The sequence below is a fragment of the Massilia violaceinigra genome, assembly GCF_002752675.1.
Taxonomy (GTDB): domain Bacteria; phylum Pseudomonadota; class Gammaproteobacteria; order Burkholderiales; family Burkholderiaceae_D; genus Telluria_A; species Telluria_A violaceinigra.
In genome coordinates this window covers 1,596,862-1,622,157 of sequence record NZ_CP024608.1, presented here as the reverse complement: position 1 = coordinate 1,622,157, position 25,296 = coordinate 1,596,862, and the positions used below count along the sequence as shown (strand labels likewise).

Genomic DNA, 25,296 nt, shown 5'->3' with positions numbered 1-25,296 from the left:
GGCCTTAGATTCCAAACAGGGTCAGAAAGCGCTGCCACCAGGCCGGACGCTGCTTGTCGGCCAGGTCGCCCTGGCCGGAATAACGAATCCGCGCATTCGCGATGCGGGTCGACAGCACCACGTTGGCGTCGGACACGTCCTGCGGCCGGATGCGCCCTTCCACCGAAATTTGCTGGGTCTCATTGTTGATATCGAGCACCTGTTCGCCGGCCACCAGCAAGTCGCCGCTCTCGGTGATTTCGCGGATCGCCACCGTAATCTGCGCCAGCACCTTGCCTTCGCGCCGGGTCTGGCCGCCGCCGTCGGTATGGTTGCGCGCCTGGATACCGGCGGCATAACCGCGATGCGGGGTTTGCACGCCCAGCCCGACATCGGCGTCGCGTCCGCTGCGGGTGTCGGCGGTGCTGGTCGCGCTGGCGGTCTCGTACACCATCACCGTGATCAGGTCGCCCGCCTTGCGCTGGCGCAGGTCGGACGTCAGCGCCTGATAGGTGCCCGGCTTGTACAAGCTTTCGGCAAGCGCGGGAGCGCCGCAGCCCAGCGCGAGCAAGATCAGGACCATCATCCGTTTACGACTCATTCCAATTCCTCATTCCATTTCCATCACGACAGCCCCGGTGGGGCTGACCCGTGCATTGACCGGCTCGCTGGCATTCGGCAACCGGACCGCCAGCGGCTGGCCGGGCGCGGCATCGGCCAGCGCCACGCCGCGCGCTTCGATTTCAACGGCGCCGCGCAAAATCAGCAAGCGCACCGTGTCACCGCGAAAAATCATCCCTGGCTGCGGCAAGCTGGCCTGGGTCAGTATCTGTCCCGCCGCCAGCGCCCGGCGCATGCGCCAGCCGGCCGCAGCCGGGGCCGCCGGCATGGCGTCGAGGGCGACGACATTCTCGTCGCGCTGCTCGAAATCCCCGGCATCGGCCAAGGTCCCGGCAGCGAGCGCGCGGCGCGCCACATGCACCGGCTGGCGCGCCGTGACGTTCAGCGCCACCACCAGCGAGCGGTACACGGCGCCGTCGACCCGGATGTCGATCCACACCGGCATGCGCGCCGCCAGCCGTGGCTCGCTCAGCGCGCGCGCCTTGATCTCAATCGCGCCAAACGGCACTTCCAGCGCGCCGGGCGGCGCCGCGAGGTCCACCGTGATGCCTGGCAAACGCGCTTGCCAGGCTGCCAGCACACTGCGCACGGCCACCTGCGCCAGGGCTTCCGAGCCAATCGTTTGCGACTGGCTCTGCAGGGCGACGCTGGCGGCGCCGCTCCAGGCAATCTCGCGCGTCACGCCGGCGCGGCGCCGGATCATCAGGCCGATCTGCTCGCGGCTCAGGCGCTCGACATAGCCGATGCGCGGTGCCACGCCCAGTTCGAGCGTTGCCAGCGGCTCGCCGCCCGCCACGATGGCCACGTCGGCCAGGGTGACGCGCGCTTGCGCGAGCAGGGCCGCCGGACGCAGTTCGAGCGCGAGCGGCTGGGCCGCGCCGTACGGCGTCCAGAACACCAGCGCCACCATGGCGCACCAGCGTTGCATGCCTTACTTGCGTAGGTTATTGCTCATTGCCAGCATCTCGTCGGATGCCTGGATGATCTTGACGCTGCTTTCGTAGGCGCGCTGCGCCACCATCAGATCGACCATTTCATCGACCAGGTTGACGTTCGAGCCTTCTACGAAGCCTTGGGCCAGGGTGCCGACGCCCTCGTCGCCGGCTCGGCCGTAAATCGGGTCGCCCGAACGCTCGGTCGGCTTGTACAGATTGCCGCCGATGGGCGTGAGGCCAGTGGTATCTGAAAAACGCACCAGCTCGATACGGCCGGCTTCGAGACTGTCGCCGCCGTCGCGCGTGCGCACCAGCACCCGGCCATCGGGCTTGATGCTGATTTCCTTGGCATCGAGGCCGATGTGGATGGCCGGTTTCAGTATCTGGCCGCCGGAGGTGGCCAGGAAGCCATCCTTGTCGACCATCAGCGAGCCGCCGCGGCTGAAGGCGGACACGCCCTCCTGCGCCACCACTTCAAAGAAGCCATCGCCTTCGATGGCGACGTCGAGCGGCAGGTCGGTTTTCTTGAGCTGGCCGGCGACGAAAGACTTGAGGATGGCCGACATGGCCACGCCGCTGCCCTGCCACAGGCGCTGGCCGCCAGCCTCGATGGCGCTGGTGGCGCCACCCATGTCGCGGTAGACCAGGTCTTCGAAGCTGACTTTGCCTTTCTTGAAACCGGGCGTGTTCACATTGGCCAGGTTGTTCGAAATGGTGTCGACATTCTTTTGCTGCATGTGCATGCCGGTGGCGGCAATGTAAAGTGAATCGTTCATAACTGTCAGAAATCCCCGAGCTTGCGGATGGTTTTTTCCAGGGACTCGTCATAGCCCTGGACAATTTTGGACAGCGCCTCGAAATGGCGCACCGTTTCCGTCATCCGCACCATTTCCTGGGGCGAACTGACGTTCGAGCCTTCCTGGAAACCGATGCGCAAGGGATCCTTGTTCATGGCGTCGGCCACGCGCGCCCCGCCCTGCTGATACAGGCTGTTGCCAAGCGGAGTGAGCGCAGAGGCCGACTCGAAACGCACGCGCTTGAGCTGGCCCACCACGCGGCCATCCTGGCGCACGTCGCCATTCGGGGCGATGGTGAAGGGCGTATTGGCCAGCACGATCTCGCCGCCGCTGCCCATCACGGGAAAGCCATGGGGGCCAACCAGGCGGCCCTGGACATCGACCCGCAGGCTGCCCTGACGGGTAAAGGCCGGACCGTCGGCGGTATTGACTTCAAAGAAGCTGTCGCCTTCGATCGCCACGTCCTGCGTGTTGCCCGTGTGGCGCATCGGGCCGGCAGTTGGGTCGATCGACACGCGCGGAAGCGGGGCCGACTGCGCCGCGCGCTCGCTTTGCGCGCCCAGCATCTGCGCCTGGAAAGTTGGCGTCACGGAAACCTGGCGCTTATAACCCGGGGTCAGGACGTTGGCGATGTTGTGGCTGATGCCATCCATCCGCGCCTGGTCGCTTTGCATGCCAACACTGGCGATTGTGATCAAGTCCATCGAGTTACCTGGTGTTAATTATTGGCTGCGCGCAAATATTTACGAGCAGGACCAATCATAACATTAAGGAAACTCAAAATGTCCTTAGGTAACAGGTATATTTACTGAAAGTAGATTGGCAGCAACAAAAAGAGTGGGTTTTTTGTTTAAATCTAAACAAAATGGGCGCAATTCATTATTAAAAAACAACGTTTTCCACCCTTCCTCGTGGTACGGGGAACTCCATGAATTATTGTTAATTAAGCAATAACACGCGGCACAAAAGAATATTTACGCTAAATCGCTAAACAATTCCTGAAATGTGTGGATACATTACTTGAAGAAGCGAATATTGAATTATAGAAATATCAATATTTACTAGCTAGACAAATTTTGGGGCACCAATGTGCCCGATCACTTAGGAATGACATGGTTGCGATTGTAAGCGGTAGTAATGCTGGTCTACTCAACAGCTCGGCTGGTGTACTTGGACAACAAGGTGTGTTCGGCAATGCCGCGAATGGCAAGACCAAGGAAGGCGCATACGTCAACGTCTCCACCGGCAATTTGTTGCTGCAGTCGCGGGACGATTACCTTGCTTCGAATGGCGCCGACGTCGCGCTAACCCGCACCTACAGTGCCGGCTTCCACGATGGCGCCGGCATAGGCTGGAAGCTGGGAATGGCCAAGAAAGCTTACCTGATATCAGGCGGCACCCGCAACACTGCGGGCAGCACCGTGTACCGTATCAATGGCGATGGAAGCAACTCCATGTTCGCGTTCGACGTCGCGCGCAATATGTACGTCTCGACCGAGGGCGGCGGCGCCTACCAGACCATTGTCATGGATACGAATGGGAACTGGGTGTGGCGCGACGGGGGCCTCGATAGCGCAGGCGTGCACGAAGTCTACGATGCCGCGAACGGTGGCCGCATCATGTCGGTGAACGACGAGAACGGCATCCGACTGAGCTACAGTTACAATGCCGCGAAATTGATCCACCAGATTGTCGACGCCAGCAAGGAAACGACGACCTTCATCTACAACGCGTCGAACATGTTGACGGGATACAGCTTAGCGCTGGCCGGCCGCGCCACGCCGCATACGCGCGTTAGTTACGGCTATAACGACCAGCAGCAACTGACCACAGTAACCACTGACCTGACGCCCGACAATGTGGCCGATGCGGCGACATACAGGACAACCTACACCTATGGCATCTCCGGCGTGTCGTCGGTCACGCAGGACGATGGTACGCGCCTGACGTTCAGCTATGTCTCGGTGCGAGGGGCTACAAGAGTCGCCTCCATCACCGATGCAATCGGCAATAAGACAACGTTCGACTATTCCGTTGTCGGCACCACCAGCGTAACTGATGCGCTCGGCAAGGTAGCGGTGTACACCTACGACAGCTTGGGTCGCCTCACTTCGGCAGCGGCCGCGCCAGTAAATGGCGTGAGCATCGCGAAGAAGTTTGCCTATGACGCGAACGGTAACGTCGCCAGCATGAAAGAGACGAACGGCGTCGAAACTTTCTACGGTTACGATGCCAATGGCAACCGTACCCTGGAGCGAGACAGCGCCGGGCTCACCATCAAGCGCACCTTTGAGCTGCTCGGCAACAAGATGCTGACGGAGACGCACTTCCTGGTGGCCGATCCGGACGGCGAGGGCACCGCACAGGCCAGCGTTCCGCTCACCACGCGCATGGCATACGACAGCCTGCACCGCCTGCGCTTCGAGATCACAGCGCAAGGCCGCGTCACCGAGTACCGCTACAACACGCAGGGTCTGCGCTCCAGCACCATCCGTTACAACGGCACCTTCTACGACGTCGCCCCGCTCGGCGAAACCGCTGCACCGACCGAAAGCGCGGTAGCCGATTGGGTCGCCCGCAGTAGCACCGACCGCAGCAAAACCACGCGCATCGATTACGCCTATGACGGCCGCGGCCTGCTGTCCACCGAAACGACTTTCTCGGCAGTCGATGCGGCCGGCAACGGCCTCGCGGCCGGCAGCTCGGTGACGACCTACGTCTACGATCACGCTGGCAATCTGCGCAAGACCATCGACGGCGAGCAGCACGTGACGTCCTACGTCTACGACGGCCTGGGCCGCCTGATCACCAGCACCGATGCCGGCAGCTACGCGACGACGACGACATGGACCGACGCCGTGAGCAAGCCGAGCCAGGAAGTGAGCACAGGCGCTGTCGGATCGCTCACGACGACCAAGACGTACGACACGGCCGGCCGGGTTTCCAGCGCCAGCGTCACCCATAGTGGAGGAACGACCTTAACCAGTTATTACTACGATAAGAACGGTAACCTGATCAGGACCCTCGATTCGAACAATAAGCAGCATATGTGGTATTACGACGATGCTGGCCGCAAGACGCTGGAGGTCGACGAGACCGGGGCGGTCACCGAGAATCTTTACAATACTAAAGACCAGATTGTTCGCGTCAATCGCTACACGGTGGCGGGCGGCACAGACATCGCCTTGCTGCGCAACGGCACTGCCCTGGGCAAGGCCGACGATCGGGCTACGGTCAACAACTATGACAGCGCGGGCCGCCTGTCGGCCACGATGGACGACAGCGGCAAGATCACCAGCTATATCTACGATGGCGCCTCGCGCCTGGTGCAGGTGATCGTGCGCGCCACCCCGGGCATCTTGCCGAAGCTCGGTGCATCGTACGCGCAGCAGATCGACATCGTCGCGGTGGCCTCGCCGCTGGACCATAGCACCCGCATGTTCTACGACAAGGACAGCAAGCTGGTCGCGACGCTGGACGCCGACGGCTACCTGACCGAGAACATCTACAACGCCGGCGGCCAGTTGGTCGACACGGTCGGCTACGCCACCGTCACCACCCCTGCCCTGCGCGCCGCCGGCACCCTGGACGCCCTGCGTCCGGTCCCCGTCGCGCTCAAGGATATCCACCAGCGCAAGCTGTACGACAGCAAGAACCAACTGGTCGGTACCATCGACGGCGAAAACTACCTGACAGAACTTGCCTACGACCGGGCCGGCAATGTCATCAGCCGCAAACGCTACGCCACCGCCGTCACCAATCCGACAGGCCTCGATCTCGCTTCCGTGGGTAAATCCGTCAGTGCCGACGACCAGATCACCATTTACACCTACACCCAACGCAACGCCCTGCTGACCGAGACCGCACCGGATGGCACGGTCACCAAGTACGTCTACGATGAACGCGGCCGCCTGACCCTGGTCCAGCGCGACCTGGGCAGCGAAGACCAACGCGACAGCCGCATCCGCTACAACGACCTGGGCCAGGTCGTCGCCGAATTGAGCGCCGAAGGCGCGAAACTGGTGGCGGCGCTCGCTCCCGGCGCCAGCGCCGAAGCGCTGTGGACCGCGCATGGCGTGCGCCACACCTACGATGTGATGGGCCGGCGCAGCAGCACGACCGACCAGCTCGGCCAGCGCACGCTGTTCTATTACGACGCCAAAGGCCGCATCACCCATACCATCAACGCCCTCGGGGAAGTCAAGGAACAGGTCTACAACACCTTCGGCGAAGTGCAAACCATCACCGAGTACGCCACCCGCATCGCCACCGCCCAGTTGTCCATCTTGAGCGGCGGCGCGGTCACGTCCGAGCTGACCAACCTGCTGGCACCGCTGGTCAATGGGCAAGGCTACGACCGCATCCAGACCTTCACCTACGACACCCTGGGACGGCTCATCTCCCGATTCGACGGCACCAGGGGCGCAAGCACCGACCCGCTGCGCGGCGGCTACACCACGCGCCTTGAATATGATGTGTTCGGCAACGTCAAGCGGCGCACCTTCCAGGACCTCTCTGGCGGCGACGTCACGGCGGCGACCTACGAGTATGACAACCGCGGCAACCTGACCAAGACGCTTCCGTTTGGCAAAACCGCGATCGCCAGCGCGACCGAGTACGATGCCTTCGGCCGCCCGACCGTGCTGCTTGAGGCCAACGGCACCGGCAGCACCACCGCCTACGACCGCGCCGGCCGCGTCGTTTCGACCCGCAACAACGGCATCGACTCGCCAAGCCGCATCACCTACGATGCCTTCAACCGCGTCATGACCCAGACCGATGCGATCGGTACCGGCGTAACCACCTACAAGTACGACACCAAGCTGCGCTCGATGACGATGACGACGGCCGAAGGTGTCAGCCACACGACCGTCAAGAACCGTTTCGGCCAGACCGTCTCGCTCAGCGACAGCCAGGGTAACAGCACCACCTTCGAGTACGACAAGAACGGCGCCCTGACCAGGCAAAGCGATTCGCTCGGCGTCGAGCTCAAGAAGGACTATGACCGCGCCGGCCTGCTGGCCAGCACCACCGATGCCAACGGCAAGATCACCACGTTCACTTACGACGCCGCTAACCGCGTCCTGACCAAAACGCTCGACAAGACCGGCCTGAACCTCGCCAGCTCGTTCACCTACGACGCCATGGGCCGCGTGGCCACCATGACCGATGCGCGCGGGATCGTGACGCAGACGACCTACGACAAGACCGGCCAGGTCGCCTCCGTCATCGTCGACACGGCCGGCCAGCGCCTGACCACCTTGTACACCTACGACAGCCGTGGCAACCGCCTGAAAGTGACCGATCCGTCCGGACGCGTCACCGACTTTACCTACGGCACCACCGATTTCGACCAGACCAGCACCGCCGATCCGACCGGCGCCAACCAGAAAGTGCTGCAGCGCTACGACAACAGCGGGCGCAATGTCATCCTGCGCGTGAGCGGCACCAACAGCAACGCGGCCGTGCGCTACGTCTACAACAGCGCCAACCAGCTCGAATACGAAATGAGCGCCGAAGGCGCGGTCACCCGCTACGAGTACGACAAGAACCAGCGCCTGGTCAAGGTAACGCACTACGCCAACCCGAGCAAACTGGCGGCGTCCGCAGCGCCGTCGACCATCTTTACCGCCCTGCAAATCAAGGACAGCCTGACCGTCGACGCAGCCCGCGACGCCGTCACCGTCACCGTCTACGACAAGGATGGGCGCGTATTCGGCAGCGTCGATCCATCCGGCACCGTGATCGTCAACCTCAAGTTCGACAGCGAAGGCCGGGTCACCGAACGGCGCACCTACGCCACGGCGCTGACCGCCGCGCTGGGCGCCGGCGTCACGCCGGACAGCCTGAAGGCAGCCATCCTTGCCGCCGGTCTCGACAACCCGGCCGTCGACCTGCGCGAGCGCATGGTGTACGACAAGCGCGGCCGCCTGAGCGCCACCCTGACCGGTGGCGCCAGCGCCAACCTGTGGACCGTGCGCAGCCAGAAGTACGACAGCAACAATAATGTGATCGCCCGCACCAGCTTCAGCAAGCAGCTGGTATCGATGGACCCGGGCGCCGCCGAGATCGCGGCATGGGTTGCCGACGTCAACAACATCAGCGCGAGCGACAGCGATGTGCGCATGGTCTACGACGCCGCCAACCGCATGGTCGGCAGCGCGACGGTGATGCGCGGCGCCAACGGCGCAGCCCAGCGCGACTGGTCTTTTGTAGCCCAGCAGTTCGACAAGAACGGCAACGTGGTGCGCCGCACCGCCAGCGTGCAGACGGCCAGCGTGGCGGAAGCCTCGCCCGAACTGATCATGAACGTGGTCAACGGCGCCTTCAATAACCTCAACGATGCGCACACGCGCTTCGTCTACGATTCCGCCAACCGCCTGGTGGCCAGCGCCGTTGCGCAGGGTCCGAACGCAGCCGGCGTGGTGCAGTACGCCGTCACCCGGCAGGTGCTCGACAAGGCCGGCAATGTGGTGTCGCGTATCGAACATGCGACCCTGCTGGGCGCCGACAAACTGGCGGCCAATGCCGACCAGACCGGCATCGATAACTGGATCATGGGCACGGCCACGTCGGATGCCGACCGCGTTTCGCGCCTGGTGTACGACAACGCCAACCGCCTCGTGTACTCGATCGATCCATCGAAGAGCGTGACCCAGCGCGTCTACGACGCCAAGGGCAATGTCGCCCAGGTCACCCAGTTCGCCACCCTTTGGACCGGTGCCGGCCTGCCGTCGGCGGCCACGCCGCCGCAGTCCGATCCGGCCAACGACCGCGTCACGCGCACCATTTACGACCGCGATCACCGCGCGGTGCTTGCCATCGATGCACTGGGCGCTGTCACCGAACGCAAATACGATGCGCTGGGCAACGCCATCAAGACCACCCGTTACGAAACCTTGCTCACTGAGTCGGCGCGCGCCAGCTTGTCGATCGCGACCACGCCGGACGACGCGGCTGTGCGGCCCGCGACCAGCGGCCAGGACCGTACCGAACGCAGCGTCTTCGATACCGAGGGACGTCCGGTATTTACCGTCGACGCGGGCGGTTACTTCACACAGAGCATCTACGACGCCCTGGGCCGTGTCACGTCCACCTCGGAATTCACCGTTCCCGCCGTCTTCTCGGATGCCACCCTGGCGGGCGACCTTGCCAAGGCCGCCGTCGCCAACCAGGCCGACGCCCGCGTCAGCCGCTTTGCCTATGACGCACAGGGCAACCTCGTGCGCAGCACCGATGCGCTGGGCGCGACCGAATCGTACGCATTCGACGGACTCGGCCGCAAGCTGTCGTTCACCAACAAAGCCGGCGCGACCTGGACTTACAGTTACGACGCCGCCGGCCGCATGGTCAAGGAACTGGCACCGGAACTGACAGTCTCGGCGGACGGCTACGCGATCGATTCGATCAGGCTGCAACCGCAGACCGTGCTGGCCTACGATGCGCTCGGCAACCTTACCAGCCGCACCGAGGCGGCAGGCCAGCCCAACCAGCGCGTCACGAGTTACCAGTACGATGCCGTGGGCCGCCAGATCGCGACCATCTTCCCGCAGGTAGCCATCTACAATGCCACCGAAAACGCACAGCTGAACGGCCCGGCCGGCAACGCCGTGCGCGCCGACGTGACGGCTGTGCCCGTCTCCGAGGTGACTTACGACGCCTTCGGCAATGCCGTCGCCAACAAGGACGTCTCCGGCTATCGCAGCTTCAAGCTGTATGACGTCATGGGACGAGTCCGTTCCGAGATCGACGCCAACGGTTACGTGACAAGCTACGCGCGCGACACCTTCGGCAACGTCGTGGCGCTGACGCGCTACAGCGAAGCGCTCAACGGCATCACGCTCGACACGGCCTCAAAGCGGGTTTCCGACGCGCTGGCGAGCAACCCGGGTGGTCGAGTCATCCGCACCGAATACGACGTCCTGAACCGCGCCGTGCGCGTACTGCAGCCGCTAGCCTATTCCTACGACGCCAAGGAGGCGCTGGGCGAATGGGCCAAGGTGAATGCAACCCATTACAACGCCTTCGGCGAGGTTGACCAGCAGACGATGTACGGCGAGGATGCCGCCAAGCTTCGCACCGTCCAGAGCGCGCGGAGCGATCTGAAATACGACCTGCGCGGCAAACTGATGGCCCAGTGGTCCCTGCTCGAGGGTACCGAAGGCTATCTGACCACCATGGAGTACGACTACGCCGGCAATCTGACACGGCAGATCGAATACAAGAAGGCGATCAGCGACTGGACCAAAACTCCGGCCTTTGATAACGATAACCGCGAAACGGTGATCGTCTACGACAAGCTCAAGCGCAAAGTGTCGGAAACCAAGCTGCATATCCTGCACACCGGTGCGACCAAATCACTGCACGAGGAAGGCCATGCCACAACGTCGTATCGCTACGACGCGGTGGGCAACCTCGTCAGCACCACCGATGCGCTGGGCCAGACCCGCTTCACCTACTACAACGTCCTTGGCCAGATCACGGCAGTAGCCGGCCCAGGCTCCGAGATGCGCACGCAGGTAACCCAACTGTTCCTGGCGCTGACCAATCGCGCTCCAACATTGAACGAGATGAACAGCTGGGTCGATGCCTTGAAAATCGGTAAAACTTCCCGGGACGTCGCTGCCGGGTTGCTGGACATGGCGGAAGGGAAAGCGGGCTATCCATCAACAATGGGGGACGCCGACTTCATCAAAGCGCTGTTCCAGGCGACGCAGAGCCGCCAACCCGAACCGGAAGGACTGGCTTACTGGCAGGGCGTGCTGGCCAAGTCGACACGCGCAGCCACGGCGGCCGATATCGTCGAGGGGCTGGTCAATTATGCCGGCTCCAACCCGTTGGGCACGACAGGACGCGCCACATTCAACAGCAAAGTCGCGAGCGCGCTGAAGGGTATCGTCACTTCGGAAGCCAGTGCCAGCCTGTCCGGTCTGGGCACCTTGACTGAGCTCAAGCTCGACGTGCACGGCAATACGGTTCAACGCACCGAGCACGCCGGCGGCGCGCTGATGGCCAGCACCTCGGGCTACACCGCGCTCAACCTCGATCCGGGCAAGAACCGTATTTCCAAGACCTTCTACGATTCGCACGGCCACGCAACGGTCAACGTTGACGCCGAGCAGCACATGTCCTACACCTCGTACGACGCTGCGGGCCGGGTTGCCAAGCACTGGCGCACGGTCACCGATTATCTCGGCAACAAGAAAACCGCCTACCTGGTCACCGTGTATGACGGCAACGGCCAGGTCGTCGAGACGCGCGAAAGCGGGAACGATGGCGTGGCTGTGCGCCGCGGCAATAACTACAACGCGTATGGCGAACTGACCGGGAAGAGCCTGAACGGCGGCGTCTACGAGTACACGAGCTACGACAATGCCGGGCGCGCCTGGCGCACCAACGCCGGCGACGGCGTCCACAAGGTGTCGCTGTACGACGTTGCGGGCAACGTCACGGCCGTGCTGCGTAGCGCAACCAAGAACCTGAGCGAGGTCACTTCCGCAGAGGAGGCAAACAAAGTTGCCGACCTGTTGCGCACAGAAACCCGCTACGATTTGCTGGGCCATGTCACCCTGCGCGTCATGCCGATGCAAACCGTGACCTCGGGCACGCCAAGCGCGCTTGTCGACGCATCGCTGTCGATAAGCTCGATGAAGAGCATGACCTACGCTATAAAATCCAGGACAATTGGGACCACCACTTCCTACACCTCGGTACTGAGCGGCAAGAACGATCTCAAGTTGTCGTGGATGGACATGAGCAAGTTCGGCAGCGGCGATGTGAAGGTGGAAGTTCTATACGTGTCGGATGCGCACGACGCCGAATTCGACACCGACAAAAGCACGGGTGAGACCAAGCAAACGGCAACCAAGATCTTCGGTTCGCTCGAGGCCGCAAGCGGCGTCGATATGAGCTGGAACGACCCAAAGACGCCGCTTGACCGCATCGTCAGCATCAAGGTATCGAAAAAAGACATCTACGGCCAATGGGTCGTGATGATGGACCGCGACAACTTCAGTGCTCCGGTTAACGCCGTCATGCGCATTGCCGCACCCGCCGACCTCTCAACCAGGGTGACATTGAGCTACCGCGCCGCCGGCACCAGCGTCTGGACCGACGTCACGGCGATGCCGAACTTCGGCGACGCGCTGATGTTCAATACCGCCAAACTCATCGAAGGCAACTACGACTACAAAGTAAGTCACATTGCCCGCGACGGCAGCACGATCGACACCGAAACCGGCACCTTCGGGATATCGTCGTCGGCGCTGCGCCATCAGGTGGCAGGCTTGTTCGTCTCCTTGCTCAACCGCTTGCCAGCCGCATCGGGCTTGCAGTTCTGGGTCAATGCGCTGCAGAACAAGGTCAGCCTTGCGAGCGTGGCCCAGCAGATCATGGGTGGCGAGGAAGGCAGCGTCATTTTCCCGCCAAGCGATACCGATGCCCAGTTCATCGACAAGTTCTACCAGATCGCTTTCAAGCACGCACCATCCGAGGCCGCACGCACCGAGGGCAGCACCGCCATCGCCGCCGGCTTCGCCAAGCACAAGGCGGAAGGCATGGGCGATAGCGAGGCACGCTCCCTGGCGCGCGCCGAATTCGCGCTCGACCGCATCGCATACGTCAGCAATTTCGCCGGGAAAATCGCCGAGACCAATACCGACAAGCAATTACTCAACAACCGCATCACGGTGGCCCTGCACTATGCCATCACCTTGCGCGGCGCCAGCTATTCCACGGCGGTCGACGTGATGTCGAAAATCAGCGCCACCGATACGGCCGTCGCAATTGCCGCCGCCAATGCTGCGGTCATGGTCGAAGCCCACCGCGCGCGTGTCGCCTCGCTCTACATCGGACTGTATAACCGCGCGCCCGACGCCACCGGCCTGGCCTTCTGGGTCGGCAAGCTGGCGGCGAAGGACGCGAACGTGAACGCGGTCGTGCGCGACTTCATGAGCAATGACGAAGCGACCAAGCTGTTCGCCAAAGCCACCGACAACGCCGGTTTCGTCAAACAGGTGTACCTCAACCTGCTGCGCCGCCAACCGGATGCGGCCGAGCTGACGGCGGCATTGAAGGACTTCACCAGCCGCGAAGCATCGCTGCTGGCCATCGTGAGCAGCATCGCCGAATACAAGGGCAACGATCAGAAAGCCCTCGATGCCCAGAATTTGTTGAGCAACAAAATCGCCATCGGCCTCAGTTACGCGGTCGACATGAATGGCAACGAGGTAGCGGTTGCCGCCGCCATCCTGGCCAACGTCACGGCCGCCGCCAGTGCGACCCTGGCCGCCGACAAGAACGCGGAAGTCCTGGTCGCACGCGCCGAAGCGGCCAAGATGGCGACCCTGTACGCCAAAGCCGCCGCTGCCGCCGTGGGTGCGATGCCGCTGGAAAAGAAACGCACCCTGGTCGCGGAACTGCACGTCGCCTTCCTGAACCGCGCTCCGACGCGCGACGAAATGAACCAGTGGCTGGGGAGGCTGGACGGCAACATGAACGAAGCAACGTTCGTGCAATACCTGATCGACAGCGCGGAAGGCAAGCTGCTCTATCCAGCGGGCACCAACGAACAGTTCGTCACCAATGTCTTCAAGCATGCGCTCGACCGCGTGCCTGCCGCCGAAGGCCTGGCCTTCTGGAGCGGCGCAATCCTCAAGTACGGACGCGGCGGCGCCGGTTTCGGCATGATCGATGCACTGGTCCGGGCCCAGAACCCGGGCGCGGTCGAACTCACCTCGCAAAACCTGTTCAACAACAAGGTCGCCGTCGCGCTGACCTACGCGGTCGACCTGGGCGGCAACGATATTACCGCGGCCAAGGACATCATCGGCAAGGTGACCGCCACCGATACGTCGGTGGCCAATATGGCCGCCGATGCCGCCATGGTGGCGGCCGCTAACAAAGCCGCGCAAGGCACGTTGCGCGACACCTCCCTGGCCGCGGCCGAAGCAGCCAAGTACGTCAGCGCCAACGATGCACTGCTGAAAGCGGCGAAAGATGCCGCCCTCGCCGAAGCCGCAGCCGCCACGCCCGAAATGGCGATGACGATGCGTTACCTGCAACTCTACGTTGCCTTGTTCAACCGCGCTCCGGACATGTTTACCCTGGACAGCGCCCGCGCCGCATTGGCGAAGGGTTCGTCTTTCGAGAACATCGTCGAAACGATGCTGCAAACGCCGGAATTGCGCAAAATTTACCCAGACAATCTGTCGGCGCAGGAATTCATCACCCGCATCTTCGTCAATGTGCTGGGCCGCGCACCCTTGGAGGCCGGCCTGACCTACTGGGCCAATGTCGCTGCGACCGAGGGCCGCCACAAAGCCGCGTTCTCGATCATTCTCGACATCCTCACCGATGGTGGCGGCAACGGCAAGGTGATCGACTCGAAGACCGAACTGGCCAAGCGCGTCGCCACTGCCATCGGCGACCTGTTGGCGCGTGCGACCTTGGCGGCTACCAATGCCGCCACCGAACTGGAAGAGGCCAACAAGGAATTTGCCTACGCCAAGCTCGACGCCGAAAACGCCAATATACGTGCGGCAGCGCTGACAGGCGTGAACCAGAGCCGCACCCAGAACCGCCTGACGGTGATCGAGCTGTACGTGGCCGCCTTCAGGCGTGCGCCCACCCCGCGCGAACTGAACGACGGTACGGCGTTGCTGGGTGCATCAACCACCCCGAGTCAATTGGCCGCCAGGCTGCTGGCGACCCCCGAAGGCCTGGCCCGCTTCCCTGCCTCGCTCGACAATGCCGCCTTCGTGACGCAAGCCTTTCAACAAGTGCTGAACCGCCTGCCTCAGCCGGACGGCCTTGCTTTCTGGAGCAATCCGCTCGATCACGCCAGTCCGGGTACGCTGCTTGCAACCAGGGGCGACGTGCTGGCCAATATCGTCAAATCGGTTGTCGAGAACAGTTCCGACAACCCGCTGGCGCTCAAATCGCAACGCGAATTCGATGCCGCCGTCTCGGCTGCGGTCACGGTCATTCAGCAAACCAATCTGGACGCCATCACTGCCGCGGTCAAGGCGAAAAGCGCGGCGGAAGCAGCCGCCGTGCCGAATCAGACGGCACTCAACGCCGCCAAGCAGGAAGAAATCGCCGCCCAAGACCGGGCCAAGCTGGCCGACCTGGCGTTGGCCAACGCCCTGACGGCATCGGCGGCCCTGCACCTGCAGCTGATCCGCATGTCGGTCACGGTGCTGCAGCGTGCGCCGACCCTGAGCGAGCTGGAATCGTGGGCAGCCAAGGTCAAGAACAACGAGGCGACCGTGGCCGAGCTGGTGTTGGCAATGTCGGGATCGGGAACGTGGCTGTCCACCTATCCGGCCACGCTGAGCGGCAAGGATTTCGTTACCAAATTCTATGGCCTGGTCCTGGGGCGTACCCCCTATCCGGAAGGATTGGCATTCTGGGGCGCGGACGCCGATGCCAGGCCGACCAATCGCGCCGGCGTGGCCATGAGCATCATCGACGCGGTTCTGAGCTACAAGGGCACCGACACCGGCGCCCTCGGCTCGCAAAAGCTGTTCGACCAGCGCGTGGCCGCCGCCAGCGAAAAGGTATCCGGGGACGCCGTGGCGGCCGCCAAGGACGCCGCCACTGCCGCGACCTTGGCCGCCCAGGGAGCCCTGGATGCGACGGGAGCCGCGAAAAAGGCGAGTGACGCGGCGGGCGTCGCCGCCGACCTGGCCAAAAACGCCACCGACCAACTGACCGCAAGCAACACCGTCGCGGCGGCCCGGGTACTGGAAGTGACGCGCGCGTTCGTGTCGATGCTGGGCCGCGCGCCGACCGTGGCCGAGTTCAATTTCTGGAGCGCATACCGCAATAGTGGCGAGACCATGGAGTCGATGCACACCTTCCTGACTGAACACGCGGAGTGGACCAGCCGCTACCCTGCCGCTTCGTCGAACGATGCGTTCATCACGGCGGTATTTCAGAATGTACTGGGACGCACGCCACTGACGGCTGGATTGCGTTTCTGGAGCGATGCACTGAGCAGCACGGAAAAACCGCGCACGCGCCAGGATATCCTCAAAGATATTGTCGCCGACGTCATCAACTACAAGGGCACCGACGCCCTGGCGCTCGCCGCGCAGCAACGCCTCGACCAGGATATCAAGACCGCAACAGGTGTGCTTGCCACAGAGGCGGACTCCGTTAACAGGAAGGCGGGCGAGGCGGTAAAACAGGCGAAGCTCGACGCCGTCGCCGCATCGACCAATCTGGCAAATCTCAAACAGTTGGCGGGCGAAGCCCAGGCGAGAGCCGAGAGTGCCGTCAAGGCCGCCGAGCTGGCGCGCACCGAGATCCTGGCGCGCGCGCCATCGGCCCAGAATCGCTTGCAGGTCATGCAACTGTATGCGGCGCTGCTGGATCGCGCGCCGAGCAACGAGGAACTGACCGCGGCCGTCACGAAGCTGGCCAACGCAAGCGCCAGCCTGGGCCAGATCGCGCAAGCGATGCTCGACACGCCCGAAGGCCGTGCAAAATTCGACGCCAGCCTGACACATGACGGTTTCGTGATCAGGTTCTTCGAAGTGGCAATGGGTCGCATGCCGCTCGATAGCGGCCTGCGTTTCTGGTCGGACACCTGGGGCACGCAAACCGCAGGCGAAGTGGCCGTCCAGATGCTCGATGCTGCCGTGAAATACGAAGGCACCGATCCGGGCGGGGTATCCTCGCAACTGCGCATCGGCAGCAAACTGGCCGCAGTGATCGACGAGGTCATCGCGGCCGGCCCTGCGGGGGTGGAGAGCGCGAAGATCGCTGCCGCCAAGGCCATAACCGCGAAAGCGCTGGCCGATGAAGAGTTGAAGAAGGCAACGAGCGCCTCCGACACTGCCACGATCGCTTACAACGATGCCGAAAGCGCCGCCAAAGCGGCCAGCGCGACTGCCGCCACCGCGGCGGGCACGACCAGCGTGCTCGCGGCACGCCAGCTCTCGCTTGCGCGCCTGTGGGTGGCACTGGTGCCGCACGCCCCGGCACTGACCGGTTTCACGTTCTGGCTCAACTCGTTTGCGCAGGCACCCGGCAAAGATGAGCTTGAACGGTTTGCCTACGTGGCCAATCAGATGCTGCGCGATACGGAGCCGGCTTTGCGCTATCCGGCCAGTCTGTCGCCGGAAGATTTCGTCAAGACCGTGTACGCCAACGTGCACGGCAGAGCGCCGCTGCCGGAGGGATTGAGCTTCTGGGCAGCCGAGATCACCGCGACGGGCGGTTCCAAGGGACTGTCGCTGGTCAAGATACTCGAATCCCTGGCCGGCTATGAAGGCGTGGACCTGTTCGGCGCCAATTCGCGCGCCCTGTTCGAAGGCCGCGTGGCGCAGACCATGCAAGCGGCTGCCACTGCCGTTGATGCAGACCGCAGCGCCAGCGACACCGCCCTGGGCAACGCCAACACCGCGCTGGGCCCCGCGGACAAGACGCTGGGCGAGATGCAAGCCGCCCTCGATTTCTGGAAGGGGCAAAAGACCACGGCGGAGAGCAACCTGGCGCCGTTGCGCCCGGCTGGCGAACTGGCACAGCGGGCTGCGAATACGCCCGACGAGCAACGCCGCCGCGTCGCCGCGCTGTACATCACCTTACTGGGACGCGCGCCGGAACTGGCCGTGATCGCCGATGGCGCGCTGCAAACGGGCACCGACGCGGGCATGGCGACGTATGCCAACGGTATCCTGGCAAGCCCGGAAGCGGGCGCCCAGAATTTCCCCGCAAACAATATCGACTTTGTGAAGGCCATCTTCCTGCGGGCGCTTGGCCGTCCGGCCGAGGCTGACGGAATCAATTACTACACCGGCAAATTCGCCACGGCTGGTTATACGCGCGGCATGGCGGTATGGGACATCATCAGAGACAACCTGGTTCGCGGCAGCACCGCGCTCCAGCAACAGTCGTATGACTATCTGAAGAGCCGTATCGACGGCGCCATGACCACGGCGAACACCGCGATCCAGGACGCGCTGACGCCCTACAATGCCGCCAGGACCACGTTGGCTACCGCCGTCGGCAAGGTCGATTACTATACGACTCAAACCCTCACTGCCAGCAACGAGAAGAAAAGGCTCGAGGCCGTCGTCAAGGCTGCGGCAGACAGGCTGACAGCGGCCAAGGCGCTCAACGCAGACAGCGTTGCAGCGCTCAAGCTCGCCAATCTGGATAACAGCGCCGCCGGCTTGCGCGTGCTCGCCGCCGCAGCCAAGGAAAAGCAAATCCCGTTCGTCAACGCCTTCATTGCCGCCAAGAAGGTGGCGCAGGCAGCCGAACTGGCCCTGAAAGCGGCCAACGATGCGATTGCCGCAGCCCAAGCCGCTATCCCGGCTAACGCGGCGGCGCGCGACCTGGCTCAACTCAACCTGAACCTGGTATCGCTCAGGAATGCCCAGGCGACGGCCAACGCTGCCGTGGACATGGCAAACCTGGCCATATCGGGCGCACTGATCACGGCCGCGACCACTATCCAGGCAGCGACCGAAATCGCCGCCCAGGCCACCGCCGAGGCGTTTACGGCCGCCATCCACACCGTGACCGCGGCAAGCGAGACGGCCAAGGCATCGATCGCCGCGCAAACGGCGGCCACGTTGGCGGACATCGCCACCAAGGCGGCAGCTACCGCCCATGCAAGCGCCATCACCAAGATCCAGCGCGACGATGCCAGCAAGGCCGATGCCGACGCGTTGATCGCCGCCAACGCCGCAGTGGTCGCGGCAGGCGCCGCCGCCGAAGCAGCGTTTGCCACCGAAAAAGCATCGCTGGCGGCCGACAAGGCGAGGAAGGACGTCGAGACCGCCGCTAGCGCAGCCAGGGAAATCATCGATAGCCAGATCGCCATCGATGAACTGATCTTGGGCAAAGCGCTTGCCGCCAACAAATACCGCGCCGTTTCGGAAAAAATGGCGCAGTTAGCGGATCTGGCGGTCAAAACGGCGCCGCAAAGCCTGGCGACCGTGACTGCCGCCAAGGCGGTGGCCGACGGTTTGGCCACCGGGGCCATCTCACTGAAGATCGCGGCTGCCGGCGTGCTGGCGGCGGCGCAGTCCGCCGCGGCGGCCGGCACCGATCTGAAGATCCGTACCGATGTCACCAAAGCCTACATGGCGCTGCTGGGCCGTGCACCTGAATTGAAAGGCTATAACAGCGCTGTCGCCGGAATGAAGGGCGGAGAACCGCTGACGGAATTTGTGGCGGGCATGTTCACCGCTCCCGAAACCCTGGCGCGCTTCCCTGCCGGCATGAGCGCGACCGACTTCGTCAACAAAATCTACACCGCGCTGCAAGGCAGCGGTCCCGACACCCGAACGCTGGGCCAATGGACAGCGATGTTTGCCAGCGATGGCCGGGTGATGACGGCGGCAGCCATCATCGACAGCTTGAGCCAGCGCTCCGGCACCACTGTCGAACTGGCCCAGGCGCAACTGCAATTTAGCGTCAATCTGCGCAACGCCCTGGACAAGCTGAAGGCGGAAGCGAACACCGCTGTGCAGCCGCAGAATGCGGCAAGCACCGCCGCCGACGCGATCATCCAGGCGGTCGCTGCCGCGCGCAAGGAAGCGGCCAAATTCAACGAGCAAGGCATTGCCGCCGCGGCCAACACCAAGTTCTCGGTCAATGCGCAGCGTCTGGCCGAGCTGTACGTTGCGTTGCTCGGCCGCGTGCCGAGCGCCGACGATTTCTTCATGCAAATGGCCGATCTGCCGGCCGATCCGACGCTGCTGGAAGCGGCCCTGGACAAGGTTGCGCAAAATCTGCTGGAGACGCCCGAGGCGCGCAGCAGTTTCACGCCTGCCATGGCCCCGGCCGATTTCGTCAACGCATTCTTCCAGAGGGCGTTCGGACGCGCACCAGCCGCCGACGGGCTGGCTTACTACACCGATCGCCTCATCAAGACCGGATCGCAGTCGCTGACCGCGATCGAGATGATCAGCAGCTTGCCGTTCTATGCTGGCCCATCGGCGTATGGGTTGACCTCGCAGCATTTGTTCCAGAACAAGGTCAACACTTCCCTGGAACGGATGGCCAAGGAAGGGCTCGAAGTTACGGATGGATGGACCCTCATCGCCGAGCGTGCCGCCAAAGTGGCGAGCGTGGCGAAGGCGCTTGCCAGCATGCCGATTACGAATGGAATCGCCGCCGGATCGATGCTGCCCGGCGGGCTGGTCAGCAAGACAGAGGCGGCCAAGCGCGTGGCGCCGGAAATCGTGCAGACCAACGACCGTTGGGGCAATGTGCTGTCGGTGACTGATGCACGCGATAAGAGGCTGGTAACGAATTACGCGTACAACGCCAGCAATCAGATGATCAGCGTGGAGACGCCAACGGTACGCGACTCGTACACCGATAATTTCCCTCGCCCGAGACAGACCTTCTACTTCGACAAGCTGGGCCGCAATGTGGCCAGCATCGACGCCAAAGGTAATATCAACCGCAGCCAATTTAACGCAGGCGGCCAACTGGTCGGTGAACTGCATGCCGACGGCGGCGTGGTGCACAACACCTACAACGTGTTTGGCGAACGCACCGTACTGCAGGACGCGGACGGTAAACGCACGACGTACGGCTACGACCAACTTGGCCATCTGACCTCGACTACCACTGCGGAAGTGGAGGTGTATACAACCGACGATACGCGCGGCGACATGAAAGCCGTAAAGGTCACAACCGGCGGGGAGAAACACGCGCTGAAGGAGACGTTCGCTTACGACGAGTTGGGCCGGCGCGTGCTGAGCGTCAACGGCAATCTTGAAAAAACGCAGATGGGTTACGATTTTGACGGCAATCTGGTCAAGCTCGTCAATGGCCTTGGCAACGTCACGACCACGAAGTTCGATGCCTTCCATCACAAAACCGAGTTCATCGACGCGGAAGGGCGTTCCATGAAATGGAATGTCGACAGTTTCGGTAAGGTTATTTGGCACCAAGATTTGAGCGGAACGGGCATCGACTATACGTATAACTGGTTGAACCAGTTGGACACGCAGAAGTCCGGGGTACACAAGCTGGTTGGACATGGAGTGGATTACGACGTCAAACAGAACTTGAAATACACCTACGTCAACGGGCAACTGACGTCCATCGTCGACACCGGCACGCGCGGCGACCAACAGACCACCTCCACCACGAGCTACGCCTACGATTTGGCTGGCAATCGTGTGCTGGAACGAACCGTCGGGACAGTCCCGGAGTCAGGCGCGCAGATTGTGGTCCAAGACAATCACATACTCTACGATAACGTGGGGCGTCTGCAACAAGTGGTCGATGGCAGATTCAACGTGGAGTTCAGCTATGACTTCAACGGCAACCGCACGCGCGTAGTGACGCAATACACCGGTGACACCGATAGCGCTCCCCGCGTCACCCACGCCTACAATGCGTTCGACGCGATGAACCGGGTGACCATTTCCAACGGCACGGTGAAGGGTGAAGCGGTGGTGGAAGATGACGATTCGCATACCATCACCTATATGCCGAGCGGGAAGCGCCGCACGGATTCGTACAAATATATCGATTCAAAAACCAAGGAACTGATCCCCACCAAGGAGAATTTCTGGTACGACGCTGCCGGCCGCCTTGATCATGTCACGCAACAGATCCCATCGATGTTCGACTATTTGATTTTGGGGATTGAGCAGCCGGACGCCTCGGTCGAGCGGCGCTTCTATGACGCTGCAAGCCGCGTGGTCAATAGCGGACCGCAGAGCTATGGTAAGCAGAACCCGTATGAAGGAATGGCAATTGCTGCCGAGACGCGTACCTATGCGTACAACGCTGCAGGCGAGATGACGCGTTTGAAGCTGCGTAATTTGCAGGAAAAAGAGCTCGACGATCTGTATTACATGTCGCTGGTGCCGGAAAAGCCGAACGGAGGATATGACAAGACCGGTAACCTGCAAGGTTATATGATCGTGCCGGCCGAGAATGGCGACAAGACCTATATGGACAGTGCCTCGGTCTACTTCGACAGTGTCAAGGAAATCACCTCGACGGCGACAAAGAAGGAAGTTGCACGAACGACGACCAGCTATTTCGACGGCAACGGCTATATATATAAGGTTTCGGACAACGGCGCTCTGACGAAGGATCGAATGTACTTCAACGACGCGGCCGGCCGCGTGTTGCTGAAGAGGCAAAGCGGCGTGTCGACGCGCACGTTGATCGTTAACGGTGAAGTGCTCGGTTCAGTAGATTCGAGCCAGTCTAACGCCGTCGGATTTGCCGACACCTACGAGTCGGGTACCTCGAGCGCCAACAGTGCGGCGCCATCGGTATATCACACCCAAAGTGGCGATACCCTGCGCAGCATCGCAAAAGCCGTGTGGGGCGATAGCAAGCTGTGGTACCTGATCGCCGATGCCAATGGCTTGAGCACGGATGAGGTAACGCCTGACATCATGATCAAGCTGCCCTCGCGCGTGAATACCGTGCACAGCGACTACAACACGTTCAAGCCATACAATGCAAGCGATGCCATCGGCAGCACGATGCCGACCTTGCCAACGCCAGCGGTGAAGGAGGGATGCGGGACGGTCGGGACGATCATCATGGTCGTTATCGCGATCGTAGTGACGATCTATACTGCGGGGGCTGCTGCGGCTTGGCTCGCAACCGCCGCCCCCACGCTTTTCGCGGCTGGAGGCGCTGCGGGTGCTGCTGCTGCGGGTGCTGCCGCTGCGGGTGCGACGGCTGCTGCGGGTGCGACGGCTGCTGCGGGTTCGATAGCTGTTGCCGCGGTTGCAAACGGCGCTGCTTTGATGATTGGCGGTGCTATTGGCGGTGCTGTCGGCTCAATAGCAAGCCAAGCTGCTGGCATGGCAATGGGGATGCAAGATTCGATTAATTGGAAAGGCGTGGCCATGTCCGCGATCGGTGGCGCCGTTTCCGCCGGTGTTGGCCAAGTCTTTAAAGGTGCGCAATTCTTGGGCTCGAACGCGTGGTATGACGTCGCGGGCCGGGCAATGATTTCTAACGCTGTGACGCAGGGCTTGGGTGTTGTGACCCGTCAGCAGGATAGCTTCCAGTGGAAAAACGTCGCGATTGCGGGCGCTGGCGCTGCGGCTCAATCGCTTGCGGGAAGCGGCATGAAAAGCCTACTTGGCGACAATGCTAACACCGAATTCGGAAAATTCGCCACGAATGGCGTGGGCAATCTTGCTTCTGGCGTGACAATGGCAGCGATGCGTGGTGGGCATATCAGCATGTCGAAAATAGCTGCTGATGCGTTCGGCAATGCGCTGGGGCAAGACATCGCGGATGAATTGGCAAAGCCTGCGAATGCTGCTAGCGAAACGAAGCCAAGAAGATTATCGAAGTCAGATGCTGAACGCCAGCAGTACATGGGCATGACGAAACAGGAAGTTCTGGGCGGCGACAAGGATTGGGAAAAGCTAATGGGGCCCTACCAAGGGAAAATTGATGGTGCCCGATCTTGGGATGAAGACGTTGCTGCGCGACGTGCGGCAAATCCGCATTTTGAACCTGCACTCCCACAAGTCGAAATCAATCGTCGCAAGATGACGCCCGATGAAAAACTGGCCTCGGATTTTGGGTTGGATAGGAGGGTTACATTCACCCAAGTTCTTCCACTGCCCCGACTTCAAGAGCAGCCGTCCATTTGGAGCACGTATCGATATATTGCGGGCGCCTACAATAGCGGTCAGATGGGCTTAAGCGATGCTGTATCCACGGCCTGGGGCAACACAAAGTTTGCCTACCAAGGCTCAGAGCGAACCCAAGGAGCAGTTCAAGCTGCGAATGGTATTTTAGAATTTGGCGGAGCTATCGGAATTAGCGGTACGGGAGTAGGGGCCGTTATAGGTGTTCCATTGGCATTCCATGCGGGCGATACCTTTGGGACAGGAATGCGACGAGTCTTCTATGGCGAAGCTCATAACACTGCAACGTATGATGGAGTTAGAGCCTTAACTGGATCGGATCGTATAGCGGGACTCGTTGATAACGGGCTACCGATGCTAGGTGGCGCGGTCGGCGCGGCGACCGTCATGAATAAGTTGGCTAGAGTTCCGCTCGGGGCAAATAGTAGCGCAGCAATTAGTGAGCCTCTTGTCCCAGGCTCAGTACTAATGAACGTGGGTGAGGGAGGTGGCCCACTTTTTAATCCCGAGAAACTTGCTCGAATTCTGAACGCGGCTAAAAAAATGGGAGCTACTTTCGAGCAGGGGCCTGATGCTGAGCGATTTTTGAAGACTCTTGGAGCCAAGGCCTCATATTTTCCAGATGAGGGCGGGCCAGGAACACTAATTTTTTCGAGCAATCCCACTAGGAGTGAGGTGATTGAAGAGCTGATGCACCTTGGTCAATATAAAAAGGCCGGCTTTCCAACCAGTTCCACGTATGAGGGGCAGATTCAAGGCCTGCAATTTGAGGTTGAGGCACAACAACGGCTTGCCAGACTAGCTGAAAGGAAAAATTGGTTACCAAGTGAAATTGCTCACTTCCGAAGTGCCGAGGTGACTTGGCAGTCGTTATTAGATGATGCACTACGAAAAGGCGAATAATTATGTTGAATACATTTGAAGTCATTGAAGTTGCTTTGGTTCCCGGCCGGAAAGATGTACTTGTCGTTTTGGAGATCATTACTGGTGATGTGTACTCTGTGCGGGGCACACTGTGCTCTCCACAGTTACGCGGGCGCTGGCGAATAACGTCCGTACTTCCGAGCAATCCCTCAGCATCTTTAGCTTCGCGCATTGCGGTTGGGCTGGATGGTCCAATAGGGCTAGCGCCGGGTATGCACCTCACCGATGCCGAATAAGTAGCGCGGGTAAAACGGGGCAAATCGCGTAGAGGCTATTCGAACTCTGCCTTGCAATGGTGCACATTCAGCAGCCCAAGCCGTTAGCCCGGGCTGATTCGCTGCAAATAGCGCTTCTAAATGGGATAGGCGCCGCTGCACTCCTTTGCTGGAAACGTGCCCTTGCTGATGATGTGCACGGGCATTGTTG

General features: G+C 61.7%; 5 protein-coding genes. 1 reads left to right on the top strand and 4 read right to left on the bottom strand.

Features of this window, described 5'->3' with window-relative positions:
• Nucleotides 1-4: 4 nt before the first annotated feature.
• The 4 genes from CR152_RS07205 to CR152_RS07190 are packed head-to-tail and all read right to left on the bottom strand — an operon-like array spanning nucleotide 5 to nucleotide 3,036.
• On the bottom strand, nucleotides 5-580 hold the full coding sequence (locus tag CR152_RS07205; RefSeq protein WP_099874300.1) for a flagellar basal body L-ring protein FlgH: 576 nt from the start codon (nucleotides 578-580) through the stop codon (nucleotides 5-7).
• Nucleotides 581-589: 9 nt separating this feature from the next.
• Entirely contained in the window at nucleotides 590-1,528 is a 939-nt protein-coding gene (flgA, locus tag CR152_RS07200; protein ID WP_099874299.1) for a flagellar basal body P-ring formation chaperone FlgA, read from the bottom strand.
• A 3-nt stretch (nucleotides 1,529-1,531) separates the two neighbouring features.
• Complete coding sequence (gene flgG / locus CR152_RS07195) at nucleotides 1,532-2,311, bottom strand: flagellar basal-body rod protein FlgG (protein ID WP_099874298.1); 780 nt, start codon at nucleotides 2,309-2,311, stop codon at nucleotides 1,532-1,534.
• Nucleotides 2,312-2,316: 5 nt separating this feature from the next.
• Complete coding sequence (locus CR152_RS07190; protein WP_099874297.1) at nucleotides 2,317-3,036, bottom strand: flagellar hook-basal body protein; 720 nt, start codon at nucleotides 3,034-3,036, stop codon at nucleotides 2,317-2,319.
• Nucleotides 3,037-3,516: 480 nt separating this feature from the next.
• On the opposite strand from CR152_RS07190, the gene CR152_RS07185 reads away from it, so the two are divergent.
• The gene (locus CR152_RS07185; RefSeq protein ID WP_099874296.1) at nucleotides 3,517-24,849 is read left to right on the top strand and encodes a DUF4214 domain-containing protein; all 21,333 of its coding nucleotides are present in this window, start codon (nucleotides 3,517-3,519) and stop codon (nucleotides 24,847-24,849) included.
• Nucleotides 24,850-25,296 lie beyond the last annotated feature (447 nt).

Coding starts and splice junctions, on each gene's coding strand:
- flgA (WP_099874299.1), bottom strand. CDS start 1,528: ATGCAACGCTGGTGCGCCATGGTGGCGCTGGTGTTCTGGACGCCGTAC.
- flgG (WP_099874298.1), bottom strand. CDS start 2,311: ATGAACGATTCACTTTACATTGCCGCCACCGGCATGCACATGCAGCAA.
- CR152_RS07190 (WP_099874297.1), bottom strand. CDS start 3,036: ATGGACTTGATCACAATCGCCAGTGTTGGCATGCAAAGCGACCAGGCG.
- CR152_RS07205 (WP_099874300.1), bottom strand. CDS start 580: ATGAGTCGTAAACGGATGATGGTCCTGATCTTGCTCGCGCTGGGCTGC.